Raw genomic sequence first — 18,844 nt, forward strand, 5'->3', positions numbered from 1 at the left:
AGCTGAGCCAATTGATTCTAGAGAGAATCAAGCCGTTCAGGCTAGCTGCTGCGGAATGAAATATAGAATTTCTCTAGCCGCTAGGCAATGGACAAATTATAATGTTTCAGATAAAAAAAACTAATGCTTATTTAGAGAGTAACTATGTCTCGTCGATTACCCCCATTAAACTCGTTAAGAGTGTTTGAAGCTGCGGCTCGACACTTGAGTTTTACGCGTGCCGCTGAAGAGTTGTTTGTTACTCAAGCTGCGGTGAGTCATCAGATCAAAGCGCTTGAAGAGTTTCTGTCTTTGAAGCTTTTTCGCCGTAGAAACCGCTCTTTACTGCTTACAGAAGAAGGGCAGAGCTACTTCTTAGATATCAAAGATATATTTACATCGCTGGCTGAGGCAACTGATAAGGTGCTTGAGAGAAGTGAGAAGGGCGCGTTAACCATCAGTTTACCCCCAAGCTTCGCGATTCAGTGGTTGGTGCCAAGGCTTGCTGACTTTAATCAACAAGAACCTGATATTGATGTTCGAATCAAAGCGGTTGATATGGATGAAGGCTCGTTGACGGATGATGTGGACGTGGCTATTTACTACGGTCGAGGAAATTGGCCGGGACTGAGAGCCGATAAGCTGTATCAAGAATACTTGATTCCACTGTGTTCACCTTCAGTGTTACTGGGGACAAAGCCATTAGAATCTCTAAAAGATTTAACATGTCATACGCTATTGCATGACACGTCTCGTAAAGATTGGAAACAGTTTGCGAAACAAAACGGTATCGATGGAGTAAATGTTAACCATGGACCGATCTTCAGCCACTCAACCATGGTGTTGCAAGCTGCCGCGCACGGGCAGGGTATTGCGCTGGGTAACAACGTTCTCGCACAACCTGAAATCGAAGCGGGTCGTTTAATTGCGCCATTTGATGAGGTGTTGGTAAGCAAGAACGCTTTCTATGTGGTGTGTCATGAGAAACAAGCTGACATGGGACGTATCGCTACTTTCCGTGATTGGATGCTGGCTAAAGCGCAAAGTGAACAAGAGGATTTACTAGATGAGTAACATCATTATTGATGGTGAAGATAATCCAATCACCTTTATCTTTGCGCACGGTGCGGGCGCAGGTATGGATCATGAATTCATGCAGTCGGTAGCCAAAGGATTAGCCTTTAAAGGGATACGAGTGGTTCGCTTCAATTTCCCTTATATGATTAAGCGTGCCGAAGATGGTAAGCGTCGTCCGCCGGATAGAGCGCCTAAGCTGCTTGAAGCCTATCAAGAGATTATTGAGCAAACTGATGCTGACAAGCTTGTGATTGGTGGTAAGTCGATGGGAGGCCGTATGGCGAGCCACTTATCTGAGCTAGATAAAGTCGCAGCAATGGCTTGTTTGGGTTTCCCTTTCCACCCTCCGGGTAAACCAGAGAATTACAAAGGTGAGCATCTTGCCTCTTTGCAAAAGCCGTGTCTGATTCTTCAAGGCGAGCGCGATACCTTTGGTAAGCGTGAAGAGTTTGTCGATTTCGAGCTATCGGATTCTATTCAAGTCGAGTTTATTCCCGATGGCGATCACAGCTTCAAGCCGCGCAAGAGCTCTGGCTACACAGAACAGCAGAACATCGCATTAACGGTTGAGAAGCTTTCTGCATTTATTAAAGAGGTGCTTAATGAAGAGTAAGTACCTACTCACCTTTGCTGGTGTATCTGGCGCTATTGCTGTAATGCTTGGTGCGTTCGCTGCACACGGGTTAAAGGCGATTCTATCTGAGTATCTTCTGGGCGTATTCGAGACAGGGGTTCAGTATCAGTTTATCCATACGTTAGCGATATTAGCGTGTGGCGCTCTGCTACAGATGAAACTTGGCGCTAAATCACAAAAATATTTTTTCATTGCGGCAATTTGCTTTATCATCGGCATCCTTTGTTTTAGTGGTAGCCTGTATGCGCTGGCACTGACAGGAATAAAATGGTTTGGCCCAATAACTCCGTTTGGTGGTCTACTATTTATCATTGGTTGGGGAGTCTTCTCCTTCGCTGCTTTGAATATAAAAGAGGTAACTCAGTGAAACACGTACTACTTTATTGTCGCTCTGGTTTTGAAAAAGAATGTGCTGGCGAAATTCAAGACAAGGCAACACAACTGGAAGTGTTTGGTTTTCCTCGCTTAAAGAACAATACCGGTTTTGTACTGTTTGAATGTTACCAAGCTGGTGAAGCGGACAAGTTGATCAAAGAGATCGACTTCCAATCGCTGATCTTTGCTCGTCAAATGCTAGCAGTAGCCGTTGAAATAAAAGATCTGCCAACCGATGACCGTATCTCTCCAATTCTTGAGGCGCTTTCTGAGAAAGAAGGCTTCCCTCGCTGTGGTGATATTCGTATCGAAACACCGGATACTAACGAAGCAAAAGAGCTACTGAAGTTCTGTCGTAAGTTTACTGTGCCAATGCGTCAAGCAATGCGAGGTAAAGGTTTGATGACAGCGAAGGACAACGCGAAGAAGCCTGTGCTTCACTTGTGCTTCATCGCGCCTGGTCACTGCTTTGTTGGTTACTCTTACCCAACCAACAACTCGCAGTTCTTCATGGGCATTCCTCGTTTGAAGTTCCCTTCTGATGCACCAAGCCGTTCTACATTGAAGCTAGAAGAAGCATTCCACGTATTCATCCCTCGTGATGAGTGGGACGAGCGTCTGGCTCCAGGTATGTGGGGCGTAGACTTAGGCGCCTGTCCAGGTGGTTGGACTTACCAACTGGTTAAGCGTTCGATGTTCGTTCACTGTGTGGATAACGGCATGATGGCGGACAGCTTGATGGAAACTGGCCAAATCAAACACCACATGGTGGATGGCTTTAAGTTCGAACCAGACCGTAAGAACGTAACTTGGATTATCTGTGACATGGTTGAGAAACCTGCGCGCGTTGCACACCTTATGGGTGAGTGGATCATCAAAGGTTGGGCGAAAGAAGCACTATTCAACCTTAAACTGCCAATGAAGGGCCGTTACGATGAAGTTCTGCAAGATATCGAGAACCTAAAACTGTTCCTGATTGAGAACAAAGTGAAGTTCAAGATGCAGGCGAAGCACCTATATCATGACCGCGAAGAAATTACGGTCCATATCCAGTCACTTTCAAATATCTCACCGCACTAATATTGGCGTTGATACACCAGTGATAAAAATGCTCCTTTAAGGGGCATTTTTTGTATCTGAAGTTCATGAAACAACTCGAATATAGGCGTGAAATAAGAGGAAAATCGTCGAAATGCAGGCTACTTCAGTATTTGGATGTTAAAAAAGCCGCAAGTGATCGAGACTTACGGCTACCTATCTTCAGGGGTGATACGAAGCAGGATTTATTCAAAGATTCAGCAGCAAAACGAAGTAAGTTTTACAGCGAGGGCATCTTAACAAATTCTATTTTATTAAAAGTAAGTGAACGTAAGTAAAGAATGTAAATGATAAGAATTATCATTCAATTTGTGTAATATTCACGTCCCCTGACTTGAATCTATAAAATATAAAAAACACAATATGAAACTTAAAGCACTTTCAGTAGCCGTTACGGTTGCCTTAACTTCATTTACAGCCCTTGCTGCCGACGAACAAGAAACGGTAGTGGTAATTGGCTCAGCTCTTGATCAACTTGTTCAGACTGAAATCAACTCTGACACACTTGAAAAGAAACAAGCATCAGACATTAAAGATGTACTGAATACTATGCCAAGCGTAACGGTAGACGGAAACGCACGTTACTCTCGCAAAGTGTATGTACGTGGTATGGAAGACAAGTTTGCCGTGGTGACTATTGATGGTGCACGTCAAGAAGGTCAGCTGTTCCACCACTCTGGTGATCAGGCTATTGACCCAGCGATGCTTAAGCGTGCTGAAATTGAATTAGGCGGTAACTCTGCACTGTCTGGCTCTGGTGCGATTAACGGCTCATTTAGCTACGAGACAAAAGATCCAAGCGACCTTCTTAAACCAGGCGAAAGCATTGGTGCTCGAGTTAAAACGAGCTACCAAACGGCTTACGAACGTTTCGCAACCAACGTTGCTGTGTATGCAAAAGTAAACGACAAGCTGCAATTCATGGGGATTGCAAACTACTCTGAAGATGGTGACCTACATATCCCAGATCAGGAAGCAGTGACGTCTAAGCAAGGCGAACTGAAGTCTGGCATCGCGAAAGTGGTATTCATCCCGAATGACGCTAACGAATTTAAACTGACTTTTAACCGATACAACGATGGCGGTAAACGTCAGCTTTCTGGTGAGAAGGCCGGTGCTCTGTATGCGGATGATGAACACAACTACCACTCGCTTAACCGTGATACTGTGACTCTGCAACATGAATACGATGCAGGTAGTGACTTAGTACACCTGAAAACCAACATTTATTACAACCGTCAGTATATGGAGCGCGATGCGCTTGTGGATACGGCTTGGGATAAAGACGCGAACGGAAAATGGATTAAAGATGGCACAATTGCTATCCCTGATCGTGAATACAACGTGACGACCATTGGTGGTGACATTCGCAATATCTCATGGGTTGGTGAGCATGAGCTGACTTATGGTCTTGATGGCTATAAAGCTGAGCAGTGGATTGACGCGGGCGACGGTGTTTACCAAAGCGGTTCTAAGCAAGGTGAAACCAAGAAGTACGGCATGGATGGCGGTACCGTAACGGCATATGGCCTTTACCTACAAGACATGTACGAGTTTAGCGACTTCCGTTTAACAACAGGTTTGCGTTACGACGTTCATAAGCTTGGTGGTGTTTACGATGGCGACTTCGACCAGTTGTCTCCTAAATTTAAAGGTGAATACCAAACTACGGATAATCTAAAACTTCGTGTAGGTTACGGTCGTCTATTTAAAGGCGCGTCATTGCCAGAGACTCTGACAATGAAAGCAGCTGCAGATGTTAAGCAGTCTGATACTAAGGCGATGACGGGTAATAACTATGAGGCTGGTTTTGATTACGAGCTGACACGTCTACTGGCAGCAGACTACGCTATCCTAGGTTTCACGGCTTACACCTACAACCTAGATAATCAAATGCACCCAACTAAGAACAACACAACACTGGCTAACCAGTACGATGTTGAAGTGTGGGGTGTAGAAACGGTACTGAGCTACGCACTAGACTCTCTAAGCGTATACGCTAACCACTCTTACTCGGATGGTGACCAGAAAGATCTAGAGAATGGCAAAACAAGCCACATGAGCAAAACAGGCATTCACAACTTCAAAGCGGGCTTTAATTACAGCCTAAACAGTGAGTTTGTGTTTGGTTGGGACTCTCGCTTCGTTCCGGGTAATGACTACACGGATGAAGATGGTGAGCAAGTGAAGCGTGCTGGTTTTGCTACGCATAATATCTGGGCGGCTTACACACCTACGTTTGCGAAAGACCTAGAGATGAACATCGGTGTCGATAACATTCTTGATAAGAAATACGCAGAGCATACTGGCTTTGGTATCTCTTGGGGCTCAGATAAGTACACTAGCTACGAAGCCGGTCGTAACTTCAAAGCTTCTATCGCTTATAACTTCTAATCATCCGATTAAGTTCAGTTAGGCGGCAGCCAAAATAACAAAAAGCCTTAGTATCGACTAAGGCTTTTCTGTATCTGGAACTTCGTATAACAAAGGGTTTCTATATAGAGCTAAGCGCTTGCTTCGTAACGAATATCTTGCAGGTTAAAACCTAAATCAATGTCTGTTTTGAGAGCTGAGACTTGCTTACACACTCGAGCGGACTCAATGTGTTCATCAAACTTCTTACGATATTTTTTGGGTAAATCTTCCGCTTGAAAGGCCGTTTCAATATCAGGATAAGTGGTTAAGATCTCTTTGGCTGCTTTTGGCCCCACGCCTGGGATGCCTGGCACTTGGCTAGAGCTAACACCGGTTAACCCCCAGTAATCTGCAAGCTGCTCTGGTTTTACGCCAAACTCCGCCTCGATAAAGGGTTTATCTAACCAGCGGTGTTGGAAATAATCGCGGATCTGCAGGGTTGGCGACAACAGTTGGCAGTAGCCCTTATCTGTAGAGATGATGGTGACGGTTTCGCCATGGTCTGCGACTTTCTTAGCCAGCGTTGCCACTAAATCATCTGCTTCATCACCATCGGACAGTAACGAATCTATGCCTAACTCCCACCAAGCTTGTTGGATTGCATCAAGGCCTTGCATGAGTGGCTCTGGCATGGGTTTTCGGTTCTGCTTGTAAGCAGGCAGCACTTCCGCGCGCCAGCCTCGGTCTTGCAAGTGGTGGTCAAACACTGCGATGATATGAGTCGGCTTAGACTCTGAAGTAATCTTATTTAGAGTACGAGTTGTCGTGGTGATGGTTCTTGCTATATCGGTTGGATCCGGCTGAGCCGAGTGCACGCGTCGGATGAGATTCAAGGCATCGATAATAACAAGATGGATAGGCATAAGTTTCCACTAAATAGGCAATAAAAAAGGGGCTGCTAGCCCCTTATAGTAACGTATCAGTTAGTGAGTTGAAACGTTGGTAACGTAAACGCCTTAATCACGTGAGGCGATTTTATAGCAAGGCACGTAGTCGGTCCCGCCCGGTAGCTTCATTCGATGTTGCTCAACAAAGTCGTTAAGCAGTTGGTCCATTTTGGTCATTAGCTCTTTGTCACCATCGATAATGAATGGGCCGTGTTTTTCTATCTCTAGAATACCTTCAGCTTTGACATTACCCGCAACAATGCCCGAGAACGCTTTGCGCAGATTCGCCGCAAGGCTCTCTGTTTTCTGATCCATGTGTAGGTCGAGTGCCGCCATCGATTCGTGAGTCGGATCGAAAGGCAGTTGGAACTCAGGTTCAATATGCAGTGACCAGTTATAGCTGTAGGCATCGCCGGTCTCTTTACGGTGAGAACGGACATCCGGCATAGCTTGCTTCATAATTTTCGCAGCGCGAGCCGGGTCATCAATCACGATCTCATAATGTTTTTGTGCTTCTGGACCTAATGTCTCGCCAATGAATTTATCAATTGAGCGGAAGTAGGCTTCACTCTCCTTCGAGCCCGTTAATACAATCGGCATTGGCTGATCGGCATTGTTCGGGTGCATCATAATACCTAAGATGTACAACAGTTCTTCGGCAGTACCAGGGCCGCCAGGGAAAATGATGATGCCGTGCGCCATACGAACAAACGCCTCAAGACGCTTCTCGATATCTGGCATGATCACTAGCTCATTCACGATAGGGTTTGGTGGCTCAGCCGCAATGATAGATGGTTCAGTAAGACCTAGGTAACGATGATCAGTGTAGCGTTGCTTCGCGTGACCAATCGCCGCTCCTTTCATTGGGCCTTCCATCGCGCCCGGTCCACAACCGGTACAGATGTTGAGCTCGCGCAGGCCAAGTTCATTACCCACTTCACGAGTGTATTGGTATTCGCTGGCATTGATTGAGTGACCGCCCCAACACACGATGAGGTTCGGTTCGATGCCCGGAGTCAGCGCGCCTGCATTTCTTAAAATACCAAACACTAGGTTGGTGATATGAGTAGCATTGGTCAGGTTAAGCCTTTGGTTGTCGGCTAGGTGCATGTTGACGTACACAATGTCACGCAGCACTGAGAATAGGTGCTCTTGTATTCCCTTGATGATTTCACCATCGACAAAGGCATGTTCTGGTGGGTTGCTCAGTTCGAGCTTGATACCACGCTCACGGCGCACGACTTCGACATCAAACGACAGATATTTGTCGAGCAACTCTTTGGAGTTGTCGGTATGGCTACCTGAGTTGAGTACCGCTAACGTACAGTTACGATACAGTTGGTACAGATCACTAGACGCGGTTTTCTTAAGACGCTCAACCTCAAGTTGAGAGAGTAAATCCATGCTACCGGCAGGGCTAATATGAGTGATCATAGTGCCTCCTTGTTGAAAAGAGCAGGGGAGACAGTTAAGTAACCCTCTGGCTCGAGAGTGAGAAGCAAACGTTGAAAGTGTTTGGTTAAGGGTGAGAGAGTTAACCAGACGAAACGGATACGACAGCGTTGCTTAATGGATTATATAAAAATTGGTTAAGAGCAAATATACGGTTGCTTGAAATCTTATATACAGCATTGCTTGCCAAGAATGCTTGTTAAGCGAATGTTAATCATTAGCTTAGCAAACATTTAGGAAATTGGTATGTGATAAGTATTTGAAAAAATGAAATAAATTAAATCTAGGGCTGCTTAGTTCCAAACAAGTTGGTTGGTTCCACGATGTTTTGCTTTATTTAATGTTTTATTGAGTCGCTCTAACACTTCTTCTGGCGTATCTGACTCTTTGAATTGAGTGCTGGCTGCACATAAGGTGATGGTGATTTGTTGGTCACGGAACTTAAATGGTAAACGGCTTACCTGAGTTTGAATGTTTTGAATCACCTGATGGCAAGATTCATCGGTTTGTTCTGGTAGCAATAAGATAAATTCTTCACCAGAAAAACGCGCTACGGTATCGGTAGTGCTGGCTTCTTTGGTGATGGTTCTTGCGATGATCTTTAGGGCTTTATCGCCCGCAGTGTAACCAAAGCTGTCGTTGATCGATTTGAAATTGTCGATATCAAGCAGTACTACACGTAGCGAGTGTTGTGCGCGAATCCAACGGCGGTACTCAAGCTCTAAACGATCGGTAAACGCGGTACGGTTGTACACCTTTGTTAGAGGGTCAAGCAGCATACGCTGAGCCTGATCTTCTAAACGCTTACGGTAATCTTGAGTCACTTCATATAGGGAATCGAGCTGAGTTTTTCCGTAGCTCATTCGTTCGATCAGTGCTTGCTCTTTTTGCTCGGCGTGATTCAACCTTTCAGATAGAGAGGCGATTTCACTGAGTAGAGGATTGATCGACTGTTTTAAGCTATCAATATCCTTCGCTCTCTCAACTGAGCTTTGGCTTTTGCTCACCAGCTCAGTGAGCTCAGAGTTGAGGCCTTGACGGTGCTCAAAGTAGCTCTGACTTTGATCGGTATTCTGGTCTGCGGTTTTTATGCTCGATGCGAGTGACGCGTTGAGTTGGTCGATAAACTGCTCAGATTTTTTACGCTCTAGTGTGGTGCCTTCAATCACTAGCTTGAGGATCTGAAGTGTCAGCTCAAGCAGGTTCTGTGTAGAAACACCAAGCAATAGCTTTGCGCGAATATCGGTCAGCACATCACCTGATTCGCCCTCAAAATCGAGTTCGGTAATCAGATGTTGTAATTCGTTTGATAGATCAGAAAGGAGTTCTTGTTCTGGGCTGTGTGCAGTGTCGGCGAACTGAGAGCGTGAGTTATTCGCCATGATCTTTATGGCACGCTCATAAATACCGAGCAGTTTTATTGCATGGTCGACTTTCTGACTACCATTGCATTCGGAGAAGCTAAGTAAGTTTCGTAGGTCGCGTTTAAGCTGTGCTGGAAGGCCGGTTATGCGTTGCAGCGTTTCCCCACTGTGCTTAATGCTATCGTCCAGATATCCGTTCTGTTTATCCATAGCCAAGGTTTTCTGCTTCAGCATCCTTTCTAGTACTGCCAGCTTTGGGATCATCGAGCTAATGTCTTTCTGTTTTTCTAGCTCTTCCCTAAGGGCAATGAGGTTTTCATCTAAATGGCTATTACTGCCAACGCACGCGTCACTTAAAGATGTGACGATTCGCTTTAGAACTTTCTGTTCGCGAATAAATTTGAACGAGGTGTCTCTTTGCGTCAAACGAACTTGTTCCAACTGAAATTTCAGCTGGTGGAGTTGCGCCTGAATGTCTTTTTCAAGAATGCCCATAGATGTATTAATTAGCGCCGCGTAGATCGATCTCGATCATTTTGATGAAATTCCGTTACATCGATAATAACAAAACTAAAAATAAGGTCACGAGTTGCAAGTCTTAACCGCTCGCAAATCAGTCATCTTTTAGCATTTTTTTGATGTTGTCCTCATTCTGATACGAGGATTGTATCTTTATTAACCCTTGATTAATCGCATGTTTACACGCTTCTCTTATGTTACCGGTTGCAAGGCTCGCAGCCGGTGCGTTGTCGATAGCTTTGAGGTATACCCATTGGCTGCTGCGCTCTTTGAGACTTATCTCACGCGCCAGATTTGTCGACATCAGTAGCACATCTAATAACTCTTGATCGTTAATCGCAGTGTACGCGCGTGGCAAGAATGGGTAGTCAGCGATGCCCATGCGAACCGTGCGATTGATATTGCGTTCAGTCTCGAATTCATTCACCCAAGATTGAACCTTTCTGAACATGGCTTCAGGCGATGAATCACGATCTGAATTCGGTTCTATATAGAGCAGGTTGGCATCCGAGAAGTGGTAGACGCGAGATGGACCTTCCAGTTTCGACTTGAGGAACTCACCGAACGAATCTTCAAGCTCTAGACCTGCTTTATAGCCGTTCTGTGTGTACATATTGCGTAGGAAAGGCAAATCAATCATCACGAAGCGCAGACGGTCATTCAATGGCTCATGAATCAATTCACCCATCTGCCATTGTTCAAAGGTTTGGCTGGTTTGCTCTAAAGAGTTCGACAGTTTGGCGTTGAGCATTCTTAGGTTCGGCAGTTTCGAACGCGAGTGCGTAAAGAGGTCGGTGCGCAGTGAATCCACCTCTTTGGCCAAGGTTTGAATAATGTAGCCTCGGCGTAACACAAAGAAGAACAACACAATGCTGAATAGGAATAGTGCGAACGCGATCTTCTGGAACTTGCGATGTTCAAGTTTGTATTTCTCTAGCTCTTGAGCTTGTCCTGCGTAGTGTAAGGTCTGCTCGGCAAACTCTTTCTGTTGGCGGAATGCATCTTCGCCAACACGGTTGAGTTTTTGCTGCTCTAAAGAGACTAGGCTGTTGTACTGTTTGAGATTAGCGAGTGCCTGTTGAGGGCGACCTGCTTGTTCGTAACCCAAAGAGAGCAAGTAGTATGAGCGTTGTGATAAGCGTGAGTTCTCGACTTGGCGTGAGATCTCAAGCGCGCGTGTCGCATGCTTGATCACATCTTCACTCTCTTGAAGGTGGTAAGCCAGCCCAGCGGATAGGAGCGCAGCACGTCCTTCCAGCTTTGGAATATCGGTATACTCTAGCAGTTCAAGGGCACGTGTGAGGTACTGTTCTGCTAGAGGGTAATTATAAAGGCGTAGGTAAGTCGCTGATAAGCTTAAACGAATATCGATGACTTGGTAGATATCTCGGTCAGTACTTTCATGATCCAGTACGTTGAAGAAATGCACTAGGGCAAGGTTGTATTTGCCTTGGTAGAAGTACACATCACCCATTTTCTTAAGCACTTGTGCTAATACTGGGGAGTTTTCAAAGTTGTCATAAAAATCAGCAGCTTGAGATAGATGTTCTAGTGCTTTATCTAACACTTGGCGCTCAAAGAACAGTTGGGCCAGTAGGCGGTTTACTTTCGCTAACCGTGCACTTAGGTTGCCTTCCACTGATTTCCAGTAGCCATATAGCAATTCAGACAGCGCGTGATTGTACTCTTTGTGGTTCAGGTAAAATTCACCGACTGCGATGTGGTAGTCGATGGATACTTTTTCGGAGTAGCGTTGATCGAGGTAATTCTTGGCTTCTTGGTAGAACTTTTCCGCTTCATCTACCTTGTTGTCATATGACGCGATGTCAGCTTTCAACATGATTAAGCGGTAGGTGATGCCTTCGGTTAAGCGCAAGGTTTTACTTACTGACTCAAGGTTAGCTTCTATATTCTCTAGCGCAGTATTGGCTTTGTCGGATTTTTTATCATTGAGCCATACTAAACGAACTTTTAAGATCTCAAGATCCACCTTTAGATAGTCGAGCTTATAGGTTTTAGCGAGCTCAGAAGCTTTTTCGATGTGCTTAATCGCAATACGAATATTGCCAAGGTTGTACTCTGCTTTCGCTAAAATCTTGTAGGCATCGATACTACTGTTAGGAGTACGGATCGAGGAGTCTGTCTCTTCGCGCGAAATCGCCGAAGGGCTTTTCTCGCGCTGATCAGAAAGGACACGAAGCGTCAGGTAGCTGTTGGCCATTTGTTTTGCTTGGCTTGGTTCAATCTCAACCAAGTTATTGGCTTCGTTGAGTAGCGCTGAGGAATAGACCGACGCATTCACCGAGGTGCTCAAGCTTAAAATAAATAGGCTAACAACGTATAACCAACGCATTTCAATGTCCTTTAAAGATTAGGTAGGTGCCAAATAAAGTGTGTGGTTTGCCGATTATTGGCGAGCCATACGCTTATTGTGGTTTGGTCTATCTTGCTCTGTTGAACGGTATGGGTTGATATCCAGACCACCACGACGCGTGTAACGTGCAAAAACAGTTAGCTTCGAAGGCGCGCAGTATTTCATGATATCAGTGAAGATACGCTCAACACATTGTTCGTGGAATTCGTTATGCTCACGGAAAGAAACTAAATAGCGCAGCAGGGCTTCACGGTCAATTTGCTTGCCTGAATATGCGATCTCAACGCTGCCCCAATCCGGCTGATTGGTGATCAAACAGTTCGATTTCAATAGGTGACTGTGCAGTGTTTCTTCGACTTCTTGTTCGCCAGCAGCACCTTCAAGCAGAGACGCTTCAAAGTCGTAGCTAGTGATTTGAATATCTTGGTTATCGATACATTCACCTTCCATCGTTACGATAGGTTGGTTGGTGTAGTCAGTGACCGAATTAACATTCACGATCACTGTTTCGCCTGCACATGCCGATAGGTCTTGCGTTAAGCGCTGAGTCACTTGTTCCCAGTTTTCGAATTGAGTCTGGTTGTAGCTGTTTAGATATAGCTTGAAAGATTTTGATTCAATTAAATTTGGGCTAGTTGCTGGGATGAAAACTTCACCCACCGCCACTTGTGGTAGGCCATTTGTGTTCAGCCATGAAAGTTCGTACATGGTCCAAATATCATGACCAACAAAAGGCAATTCGCCGTTTAGCGCGAGATCATCACGATTCAGGCTACGCGGTACTGGTTGCAATAAACTTGCATCGTATTGGTTAGAGTACTCAGTTTTTTGGCCCAGCGTTAAACCCGCTAGTTCTTTTGCGTCAGAATATTTGCTCATACTTTCGTTTCAAATTCGATTAGAATGGGGTCGATTTTACTGAATCCCCTTTACCCTGTCATTAAGTCATCGCTTATTAGATAAGCTTATTCGGCAAGGAGAGGCTCAGATTCTATTTATTATTATGTGTTTAGGAGATTTTCATGACTCAACGTGCTCAAGACGCACTGGTTTCTTTTAGTCAACGATACGTTGACGCGTGGCAACAGCAACACCAAAGCTTACCTCGCAATGAGGAGTTGGTGGACATCGTATCGCCATGCGTAGAAGAAAAGAGCGGTGACGCCGTGTTATGGAAACACTATCCACGTGAGCAATTTGCTGATTTTACTAACGTAGAAACGGGCATTGAGCTAACACTGCATGAAGACATCAAAACCTTCTACGGTGCTCAATACAGCGCAGATATGAATGCGACATTTGACGGTAATGAGCTGACCCTTCTGCAAATTTGGAGTGATGAAGACTTCGAATGCCTGCAAGAAAACATTCTAGGTCACTTGGTAACGCAGCGTCGCCTAAAGCTGAAACCGACGGTTTTTATCGCAGCAACTGATGCTGAGCTGGATGTTATCTCTATCTGTAACTTAACTGGCAACGTGATTTTAGAGCGCTTAGGCACCAAAAATCGTGATGTACTTGCTGAGACATTGGCTGAGTTTTTAGAAAAGCTACAACCAGCGGTATAAATAGATGTACGTATTAGAACTTCAATTTGAGTGTTTTGATAACACAACAGTAAGCGCTGTCGACAAGGCGGTGAATGGCTTAATGGATGCACTGCGTTATAACGGACAAGTGCTCGGCCGTGAGTTTCCTATCGTGATGGGTGATGGTGAATTTTATGTTCGTGTTGTCTGCCCAGAGCAAGACAGCTTGCACCCGCGTAACCACTCAGATTTCGTAAAAGTGTGTTTAGATCGTCTGTCTAATGCGAGCCTGCTTACTCCGAAAATGCGCTTACTGGGTCGAGATTTGAACTCAGAAGAAGTGGCTGAAGATGAAGCGCCAAGTTGGCAAGTGCTGTACACCACCTTTGTGCATACCTGCTCACCGCTGCGCAGTGGTGATAGCTTGTTGCCGATCCCACTATACCGTAATCCACCGACCTTTAATGGCGACCATAAAGCTGTGCTGAAATGGCAGACTGAATGGCAAGCCTGTGATGAAGTACAAATGGGTGGTGGCTGTCGAGCTGAACACGCAACCTTGACGGAAATCAGCGATACCAAAAGCGTATTGTTTAAGCGTGGTTGGGGTTTGAGAGGGCGCATCGAATATCTGACTAAGATCCCCACTTACTACTACTTGTACCGTGTGGGCGGCACGAGTTTGAAAGATGAAAAAGAGCGTAAATGCCCGCAATGTGGCGGTGAATGGCTGCTAGATGCGCCGATCCACGATATTTTCTATTTCAAGTGTGATGACTGCCGTCTGGTATCAAATATCTCTTGGGATCAACTTAAATAATCCAGCTGAGCTTATTTAATCGTCAAGTTTAGGTGTCGAGGTATCAATCAGATGCTTCGATACCTGTTTTATTTATCCATTTTTCTCTTTCCCTGACTCTCTGTTTTATTCTCTTATCTGTTCTCAACTAGACCCATTTTGTGCTTTATGCCTCCATTTTTATCCCGAAGTATTCATCAGGCTAATCCTACACCTATCAACTTTTTCTGATTTCAATAGTTAACTTGATCACAGTAATGGATCAGTTCTCTTTCAATTTATATTCCTCTCAATATAAATGGGATCGATCCCATGGGAATGTTCCCATTTATAAATAATAACCTGATTCTAGATCTGAAAGGAATGGACGATGAAACTGTTACCTATTGCTGCTGCACTCTCTACTGCGTTACTGACACCTAATTTATACGCTGATGAAACCACGCCATTGGAGTTCAATGGCTACATGCGGGGCGGCGTTGGCCTTAGTAATGAAGGCGGCTCAAACAGCAAGTGGGAGGTGAGTAAAGTTGGCCGACTCGGCAACGAAAATGACCTATATGGTGAGTTTGGCTTTAAGAAAGAGGTGTATGCTGAGGACGACGTTTCATTTTTAGTTGATTCCATGTTGTCGTACTGGCAAGGCCAAGATGAGAACGCGGCGGATAAAAGCGTTGATGTGGTTCAACTTAATGTTCAAGCGGTAGGACTTTTTGAAGATAAAGACATTGGTATTTGGGCGGGTGAGCGCTACTACCAACGCCATGATGTACACATTGTTGATAATTACTACTGGGATGTAAGTGGTATTGGTGCCGGTGTTGAACATATCAATATGGGACCAGGTAAATTATCGGTGGCATTGATTCAAGATACGGTGACAGGTGATGTGTTTGATGGCAAAGAAACCACAGCCATGATTGCTGATATACGCTATGCAGGTATTCCATTGTGGAACAATGCGGATCTTGAGGTTGGTATTGATATGAACTTCGCCAATGAAAAGCAGGGTCAAACGGTGGATGCGGATGATAGTGTGATGCTAACGGCGAGCTTAAATCAGAATTTAGTAGGTGGTTTCAACAAGACCATTCTTCAAGTTGCTAATTCTGGTTATGCTGAGCAGATGACGACCTTTGGGTCTGGTAAGGGTATCGTTCGTGATGCCAACAATAATGATGCGGATGGCTTTCGATTGATTAACTGGGGCGTACTAGAAATCGGTGAGAATATCGAATTTGGTCACACGGTGCGTTATGCCGCATCATCCGGTGTGGGTGCGAACAACAGTGATGATGAGTCGTTCAGTGCCGTGATTCGCCCGCTTTATAAGTGGGACAAGCGCATGCGTACCATCCTTGAAATTGGTGGCTTTGTGGAGACCATTGATAACCAAGACAGCGCGGGCGGTAAGTTTACCGTTGCTCAGGCTTGGGTACCGCAAGTGGGTTTCTGGTCTCGTCCTGAGTTCCGTATCTTTGCGACATACCTGAATGATGCAGAAAACGACAATGCTTTCGGTGAAGGTAAAAGCAGTGAAATGAGTGTCGGTATGCAAGTAGAAGCTTGGTGGTAAGCTGAGCCTCTCGAATTAAATGCGAACAATAAAAAAGGGGCTGACATAATGTCAGCCCCTTCGGGTATCTATATGATGCTGCAGTTTAGGTGATTACCAACCTTTAACTACGCCACCTTGGAAGATGTCAGATGCCGCGTTGTACACTTCTTCAGTTTGGTAAGCTTTAACGAAGTTTTGTACGTTTTCAGCGTTTAGGTTCTCTTCACGAGACACAATTAGGTTCACGTATGGAGAATCTTTGTCTTCAACGAATACGCCATCTTTTTGTGGAGTCAGGTTGATAGAGCTCGCGTAAGTTGTGTTGATGATAGAAAGCGCTACGTCATCAAGAGAACGTGGCAGTTGTGCTGCATCTAACTCAACAATCGTTAGGTTTTTCGGGTTCTTAACGATGTCACGAACTGTTGCAAGAAGACCTGCACCTTCACGAAGCTCAAGTAGACCTTGTTGCTCAAGAAGCAGTAGAGAACGACCTAGGTTTGTCGGATCGTTTGGTACAGCGATGCGCGCGCCATCTTGGATTTCGTCTACCGATTTCACTTCTTTCGAGTAACCTGCAATTGGGTAAACAAACGTGTTACCAGCGATTGTCAGTTTGTAACCACGGTCAGCCACTTGCTGATCTAGGTATGGTGCATGTTGGAATGCGTTGATGTCGATAGAACCGTCATCTAGTGCTGCGTTTGGTGTTACGTAATCAGTAAAAGTAACCAGTTCAACGTCTAGGCCGTACTTCTCTTTCGCTACTTTAGCTGCAACTTCTGCAACCTGAGCTTCAGCACCTGCCATTACGCCTACTTTTACTTTAGACGTATCAACTTCTTTATCACCACAACCTGCTAGAACTAGCGCTGAAGCTGCCGCTGCGATAGTTAGTAAACCTTTAAGGCTAAATTTCATAATAATCTCCTTTTAATAAATCTATTTAATTTGGTTCAGACGACTCTTGTCTTAGATAGTTTGCGTTTTAACGCTGAGTCTTTATCTGTGGTCAACGCGGCGAACTAATGAATCACCGATTGATTGAATAATTTGTACAAGCACAATCAACATCACTACCGTTACAGCCATGATGGTCACATCGTAACGGTGGAATCCGTAACGAATCGCCACATCACCTAGGCCGCCGCCGCCAACCGTACCTGCCATTGCTGAGTAGCTCACTAGGGTAACGAGTGTGATGGTTACTGAGTTGATAATAGTCGGTAGTGCTTCAGGAAGCAGAACTTTGCTAATGATTTGTGTTGGTGTCGCGCCCATTGATTGCGCTGCTTCAACTAGGCCCGTTGGTACTTCAAGCAGTGCACTTTCGATAAGACGAGCAACAAATGGGATTGCACCAATGGTTAGTGGAACAATCGCCGCTGTTGTACCGATAAAGGTGCCAATCAGCATCTTGGTCAGTGGGATAATCGCTACCATCAATACTAAGAAAGGCACTGAACGGCCGACGTTGACTACCGCGCCAAGAATTTGGTTAAGCTTGGTGTTTTCTAGCAAGCCGCCTTTTTTGGTGGTGTGTAGAATCACGCCTAGGGGAATACCGACAGCAAAGCCAACGATGCCAGCGACAGCTACCATGTAAAGTGTTTCGCCCGTTGCTTCTAATAGAAGGTTACCGTTAAGGCTGATCCAGTCAGCAATCTCGTTGAAACTAAAGGACATAACCAAGCACCTCTACTTTTACATTGTTATCGCGTAGGAATTGGATAGCAGCATTATCATCTGATTCGTTGCCGAACAGTTCAGCCACCATCATGCCGAACTTCACACCACCGGCGTAATCAAGGTCAGAGCTTAGAATGCTGACATCGATATTAAATTTACGAGCGATTTGCGTCATTAGTGGAGCATCAACGGTTGCACCTGTGAACTCAAGGCGTACCAGAGGGTAACTGCCATCGACTCGAGTTTCTTGCAAGCGTGCTTGGTAATCTTCAGGGATCGTTAGATCTAAGGTTGAACGAATAAATTGATGCGCTAGTTCAGTCTTAGGATGCGCAAAGATGTCGCCAACCGTGCCTTTCTCTACCAATTCACCACCACCGATGATCGCTACTTCGTGACAGATGCTCTTAACCACATCCATTTCATGCGTAATAAGCAGGATAGTAATGTGTAGCTTACGGTTGATTTCACGCAACAGTTCAAGGATCGATTGAGTGGTTGCAGGATCCAGAGCGCTGGTCGCTTCATCACACAGCAGTACTTTCGGGTCTGATGCCAGTGCACGAGCAATCGCGACACGTTGCTTTTGACCACCACTTAGGTTTGCAGGGTAAGTATCACGCTTGTCTGCAAGGCCAACCAGTTCAAGTAGCTCACTGACTTTCGCTTCGATAACCGCTTTATCTTTACCGGCTAGCTCTAGAGGAAGTGCTACATTGTTAAATACAGTACGAGAAGACAGCAGGTTGAAGTGCTGGAAAATCATGCCGATGTTACGGCGCGCTTCGCTAAGCTCTGATTTGCTGAGTTTTGTTAGGTCGATACCATCAACAATCACTTCACCCGAAGTCGGGGCTTCCAACATATTTACACAGCGGATTAGGGTACTTTTGCCTGCCCCTGAAGAGCCTATGACTCCAAAGATTTGACCTTGAGGAATGTGGAGGTTGATATCAATTAAGGCATTGATTTCTTTAGTGCCTTGATAAAAAACCTTATTGACTTGATTCACTTTAATCATAGAGAAACCCGTGCAGGTAGAACAGAATAATATGTCGATAGCTCGCTCGATTTACAGATGATGCTATGGTGTTC

At 45.1% G+C, this 18,844-nt stretch carries 16 protein-coding genes; 8 read left to right on the plus strand and 8 right to left on the minus strand.

Annotated features, from left to right (window positions below):
• Nucleotides 1-144 precede the first annotated feature (144 nt).
• The 5 genes from F0228_RS08330 to F0228_RS08350 all read left to right on the plus strand — a co-directional run bounded on the left by F0228_RS08330 (nucleotide 145) and on the right by F0228_RS08350 (nucleotide 5,557).
• The gene (locus tag F0228_RS08330; protein ID WP_061032573.1) at nucleotides 145-1,053 is read left to right on the plus strand and encodes a transcriptional regulator GcvA; all 909 of its coding nucleotides are present in this window, start codon (nucleotides 145-147) and stop codon (nucleotides 1,051-1,053) included.
• Nucleotides 1,046-1,669 (plus strand): alpha/beta fold hydrolase, encoded by a 624-nt coding sequence (locus F0228_RS08335; RefSeq protein WP_171762106.1) that lies wholly within the window; start codon nucleotides 1,046-1,048, stop codon nucleotides 1,667-1,669. The genes F0228_RS08330 and F0228_RS08335 overlap by 8 nt, the downstream gene beginning before the upstream one ends.
• Nucleotides 1,659-2,057: a DUF423 domain-containing protein gene (locus F0228_RS08340; RefSeq protein WP_105057508.1), complete on the plus strand. Its 399-nt coding sequence runs from the start codon at nucleotides 1,659-1,661 to the stop codon at nucleotides 2,055-2,057. Before F0228_RS08335 ends, F0228_RS08340 begins: the two co-directional genes overlap by 11 nt.
• On the plus strand, nucleotides 2,054-3,145 hold the full coding sequence (gene rlmM, locus F0228_RS08345; protein ID WP_004738523.1) for a 23S rRNA (cytidine(2498)-2'-O)-methyltransferase RlmM: 1,092 nt from the start codon (nucleotides 2,054-2,056) through the stop codon (nucleotides 3,143-3,145). The genes F0228_RS08340 and rlmM overlap by 4 nt, the downstream gene beginning before the upstream one ends.
• A 381-nt stretch (nucleotides 3,146-3,526) precedes the next feature.
• Nucleotides 3,527-5,557, plus strand: a complete 2,031-nt coding sequence (locus F0228_RS08350) for a TonB-dependent receptor (RefSeq protein WP_061032577.1) — start codon at nucleotides 3,527-3,529, stop codon at nucleotides 5,555-5,557.
• Between the two features lie 110 nt (nucleotides 5,558-5,667).
• Here the strand turns inward: F0228_RS08350 and xni are convergent, their stop codons facing one another.
• The 5 genes from xni to queF all read right to left on the minus strand — a co-directional run bounded on the left by xni (nucleotide 5,668) and on the right by queF (nucleotide 13,053).
• On the minus strand, nucleotides 5,668-6,441 hold the full coding sequence (xni, locus tag F0228_RS08355; RefSeq protein ID WP_171762107.1) for a flap endonuclease Xni: 774 nt from the start codon (nucleotides 6,439-6,441) through the stop codon (nucleotides 5,668-5,670).
• A 93-nt stretch (nucleotides 6,442-6,534) separates the two neighbouring features.
• Nucleotides 6,535-7,899, minus strand: a complete 1,365-nt coding sequence (gene ppnN, locus F0228_RS08360) for a nucleotide 5'-monophosphate nucleosidase PpnN (RefSeq protein ID WP_008222901.1) — start codon at nucleotides 7,897-7,899, stop codon at nucleotides 6,535-6,537.
• 311 nt (nucleotides 7,900-8,210) lie between these two features.
• Nucleotides 8,211-9,776 carry a diguanylate cyclase gene (locus tag F0228_RS08365; protein ID WP_061032580.1) on the minus strand — a complete coding sequence of 522 codons (1,566 nt, stop codon included), beginning with the start codon at nucleotides 9,774-9,776 and terminating at the stop codon, nucleotides 8,211-8,213.
• 118 nt (nucleotides 9,777-9,894) lie between these two features.
• Nucleotides 9,895-12,153, minus strand: coding sequence for a hypothetical protein (locus F0228_RS08370; RefSeq protein ID WP_061032581.1), 2,259 nt, complete (start codon nucleotides 12,151-12,153; stop codon nucleotides 9,895-9,897).
• 54 nt (nucleotides 12,154-12,207) lie between these two features.
• The gene (queF, locus tag F0228_RS08375) at nucleotides 12,208-13,053 is read right to left on the minus strand and encodes an NADPH-dependent 7-cyano-7-deazaguanine reductase QueF (RefSeq protein ID WP_171762108.1); all 846 of its coding nucleotides are present in this window, start codon (nucleotides 13,051-13,053) and stop codon (nucleotides 12,208-12,210) included.
• 143 nt (nucleotides 13,054-13,196) lie between these two features.
• On the opposite strand from queF, the gene syd reads away from it, so the two are divergent.
• From syd to F0228_RS08390, 3 genes are all read left to right on the plus strand, one after another.
• Nucleotides 13,197-13,742 (plus strand): SecY-interacting protein, encoded by a 546-nt coding sequence (gene syd, locus F0228_RS08380; protein ID WP_004738534.1) that lies wholly within the window; start codon nucleotides 13,197-13,199, stop codon nucleotides 13,740-13,742.
• 4 nt (nucleotides 13,743-13,746) lie between these two features.
• Complete coding sequence (locus tag F0228_RS08385) at nucleotides 13,747-14,523, plus strand: Zn-ribbon-containing protein (protein ID WP_061032583.1); 777 nt, start codon at nucleotides 13,747-13,749, stop codon at nucleotides 14,521-14,523.
• Between the two features lie 349 nt (nucleotides 14,524-14,872).
• On the plus strand, nucleotides 14,873-16,078 hold the full coding sequence (locus tag F0228_RS08390) for a carbohydrate porin (protein ID WP_171731053.1): 1,206 nt from the start codon (nucleotides 14,873-14,875) through the stop codon (nucleotides 16,076-16,078).
• 93 nt (nucleotides 16,079-16,171) lie between these two features.
• On the opposite strand, the gene F0228_RS08395 is transcribed toward F0228_RS08390, so the two are convergent.
• The 3 genes from F0228_RS08395 to metN all read right to left on the minus strand — a co-directional run bounded on the left by F0228_RS08395 (nucleotide 16,172) and on the right by metN (nucleotide 18,770).
• Nucleotides 16,172-16,981, minus strand: coding sequence for a MetQ/NlpA family lipoprotein (locus F0228_RS08395; protein ID WP_061032585.1), 810 nt, complete (start codon nucleotides 16,979-16,981; stop codon nucleotides 16,172-16,174).
• Between the two features lie 81 nt (nucleotides 16,982-17,062).
• The gene (locus tag F0228_RS08400; protein WP_008222912.1) at nucleotides 17,063-17,746 is read right to left on the minus strand and encodes a methionine ABC transporter permease; all 684 of its coding nucleotides are present in this window, start codon (nucleotides 17,744-17,746) and stop codon (nucleotides 17,063-17,065) included.
• Nucleotides 17,736-18,770 carry a methionine ABC transporter ATP-binding protein MetN gene (metN, locus tag F0228_RS08405; protein ID WP_061032586.1) on the minus strand — a complete coding sequence of 345 codons (1,035 nt, stop codon included), beginning with the start codon at nucleotides 18,768-18,770 and terminating at the stop codon, nucleotides 17,736-17,738. Before metN ends, F0228_RS08400 begins: the two co-directional genes overlap by 11 nt.
• Nucleotides 18,771-18,844 lie beyond the last annotated feature (74 nt).

The organism is Vibrio sp. 99K-1 (assembly GCF_013114585.1).
Classification (GTDB): domain Bacteria; phylum Pseudomonadota; class Gammaproteobacteria; order Enterobacterales; family Vibrionaceae; genus Vibrio; species Vibrio chagasii_B.

What these genes read in the sequence shown, in the direction of transcription:
- F0228_RS08330 (WP_061032573.1), top strand. Translation starts at nt 145, where the DNA reads ATGTCTCGTCGATTACCCCCATTAAACTCGTTAAGAGTGTTTGAAGCT.
- F0228_RS08335 (WP_171762106.1), top strand. Translation starts at nt 1,046, where the DNA reads ATGAGTAACATCATTATTGATGGTGAAGATAATCCAATCACCTTTATC.
- F0228_RS08340 (WP_105057508.1), top strand. Translation starts at nt 1,659, where the DNA reads ATGAAGAGTAAGTACCTACTCACCTTTGCTGGTGTATCTGGCGCTATT.
- F0228_RS08350 (WP_061032577.1), top strand. Translation starts at nt 3,527, where the DNA reads ATGAAACTTAAAGCACTTTCAGTAGCCGTTACGGTTGCCTTAACTTCA.
- xni (WP_171762107.1), bottom strand. Translation starts at nt 6,441, where the DNA reads ATGCCTATCCATCTTGTTATTATCGATGCCTTGAATCTCATCCGACGC.
- ppnN (WP_008222901.1), bottom strand. Translation starts at nt 7,899, where the DNA reads ATGATCACTCATATTAGCCCTGCCGGTAGCATGGATTTACTCTCTCAA.
- F0228_RS08365 (WP_061032580.1), bottom strand. Translation starts at nt 9,776, where the DNA reads ATGGGCATTCTTGAAAAAGACATTCAGGCGCAACTCCACCAGCTGAAA.
- F0228_RS08370 (WP_061032581.1), bottom strand. Translation starts at nt 12,153, where the DNA reads ATGCGTTGGTTATACGTTGTTAGCCTATTTATTTTAAGCTTGAGCACC.
- queF (WP_171762108.1), bottom strand. Translation starts at nt 13,053, where the DNA reads ATGAGCAAATATTCTGACGCAAAAGAACTAGCGGGTTTAACGCTGGGC.
- syd (WP_004738534.1), top strand. Translation starts at nt 13,197, where the DNA reads ATGACTCAACGTGCTCAAGACGCACTGGTTTCTTTTAGTCAACGATAC.
- F0228_RS08385 (WP_061032583.1), top strand. Translation starts at nt 13,747, where the DNA reads ATGTACGTATTAGAACTTCAATTTGAGTGTTTTGATAACACAACAGTA.
- F0228_RS08390 (WP_171731053.1), top strand. Translation starts at nt 14,873, where the DNA reads ATGAAACTGTTACCTATTGCTGCTGCACTCTCTACTGCGTTACTGACA.
- F0228_RS08395 (WP_061032585.1), bottom strand. Translation starts at nt 16,981, where the DNA reads ATGAAATTTAGCCTTAAAGGTTTACTAACTATCGCAGCGGCAGCTTCA.
- F0228_RS08400 (WP_008222912.1), bottom strand. Translation starts at nt 17,746, where the DNA reads ATGTCCTTTAGTTTCAACGAGATTGCTGACTGGATCAGCCTTAACGGT.
- metN (WP_061032586.1), bottom strand. Translation starts at nt 18,770, where the DNA reads ATGATTAAAGTGAATCAAGTCAATAAGGTTTTTTATCAAGGCACTAAA.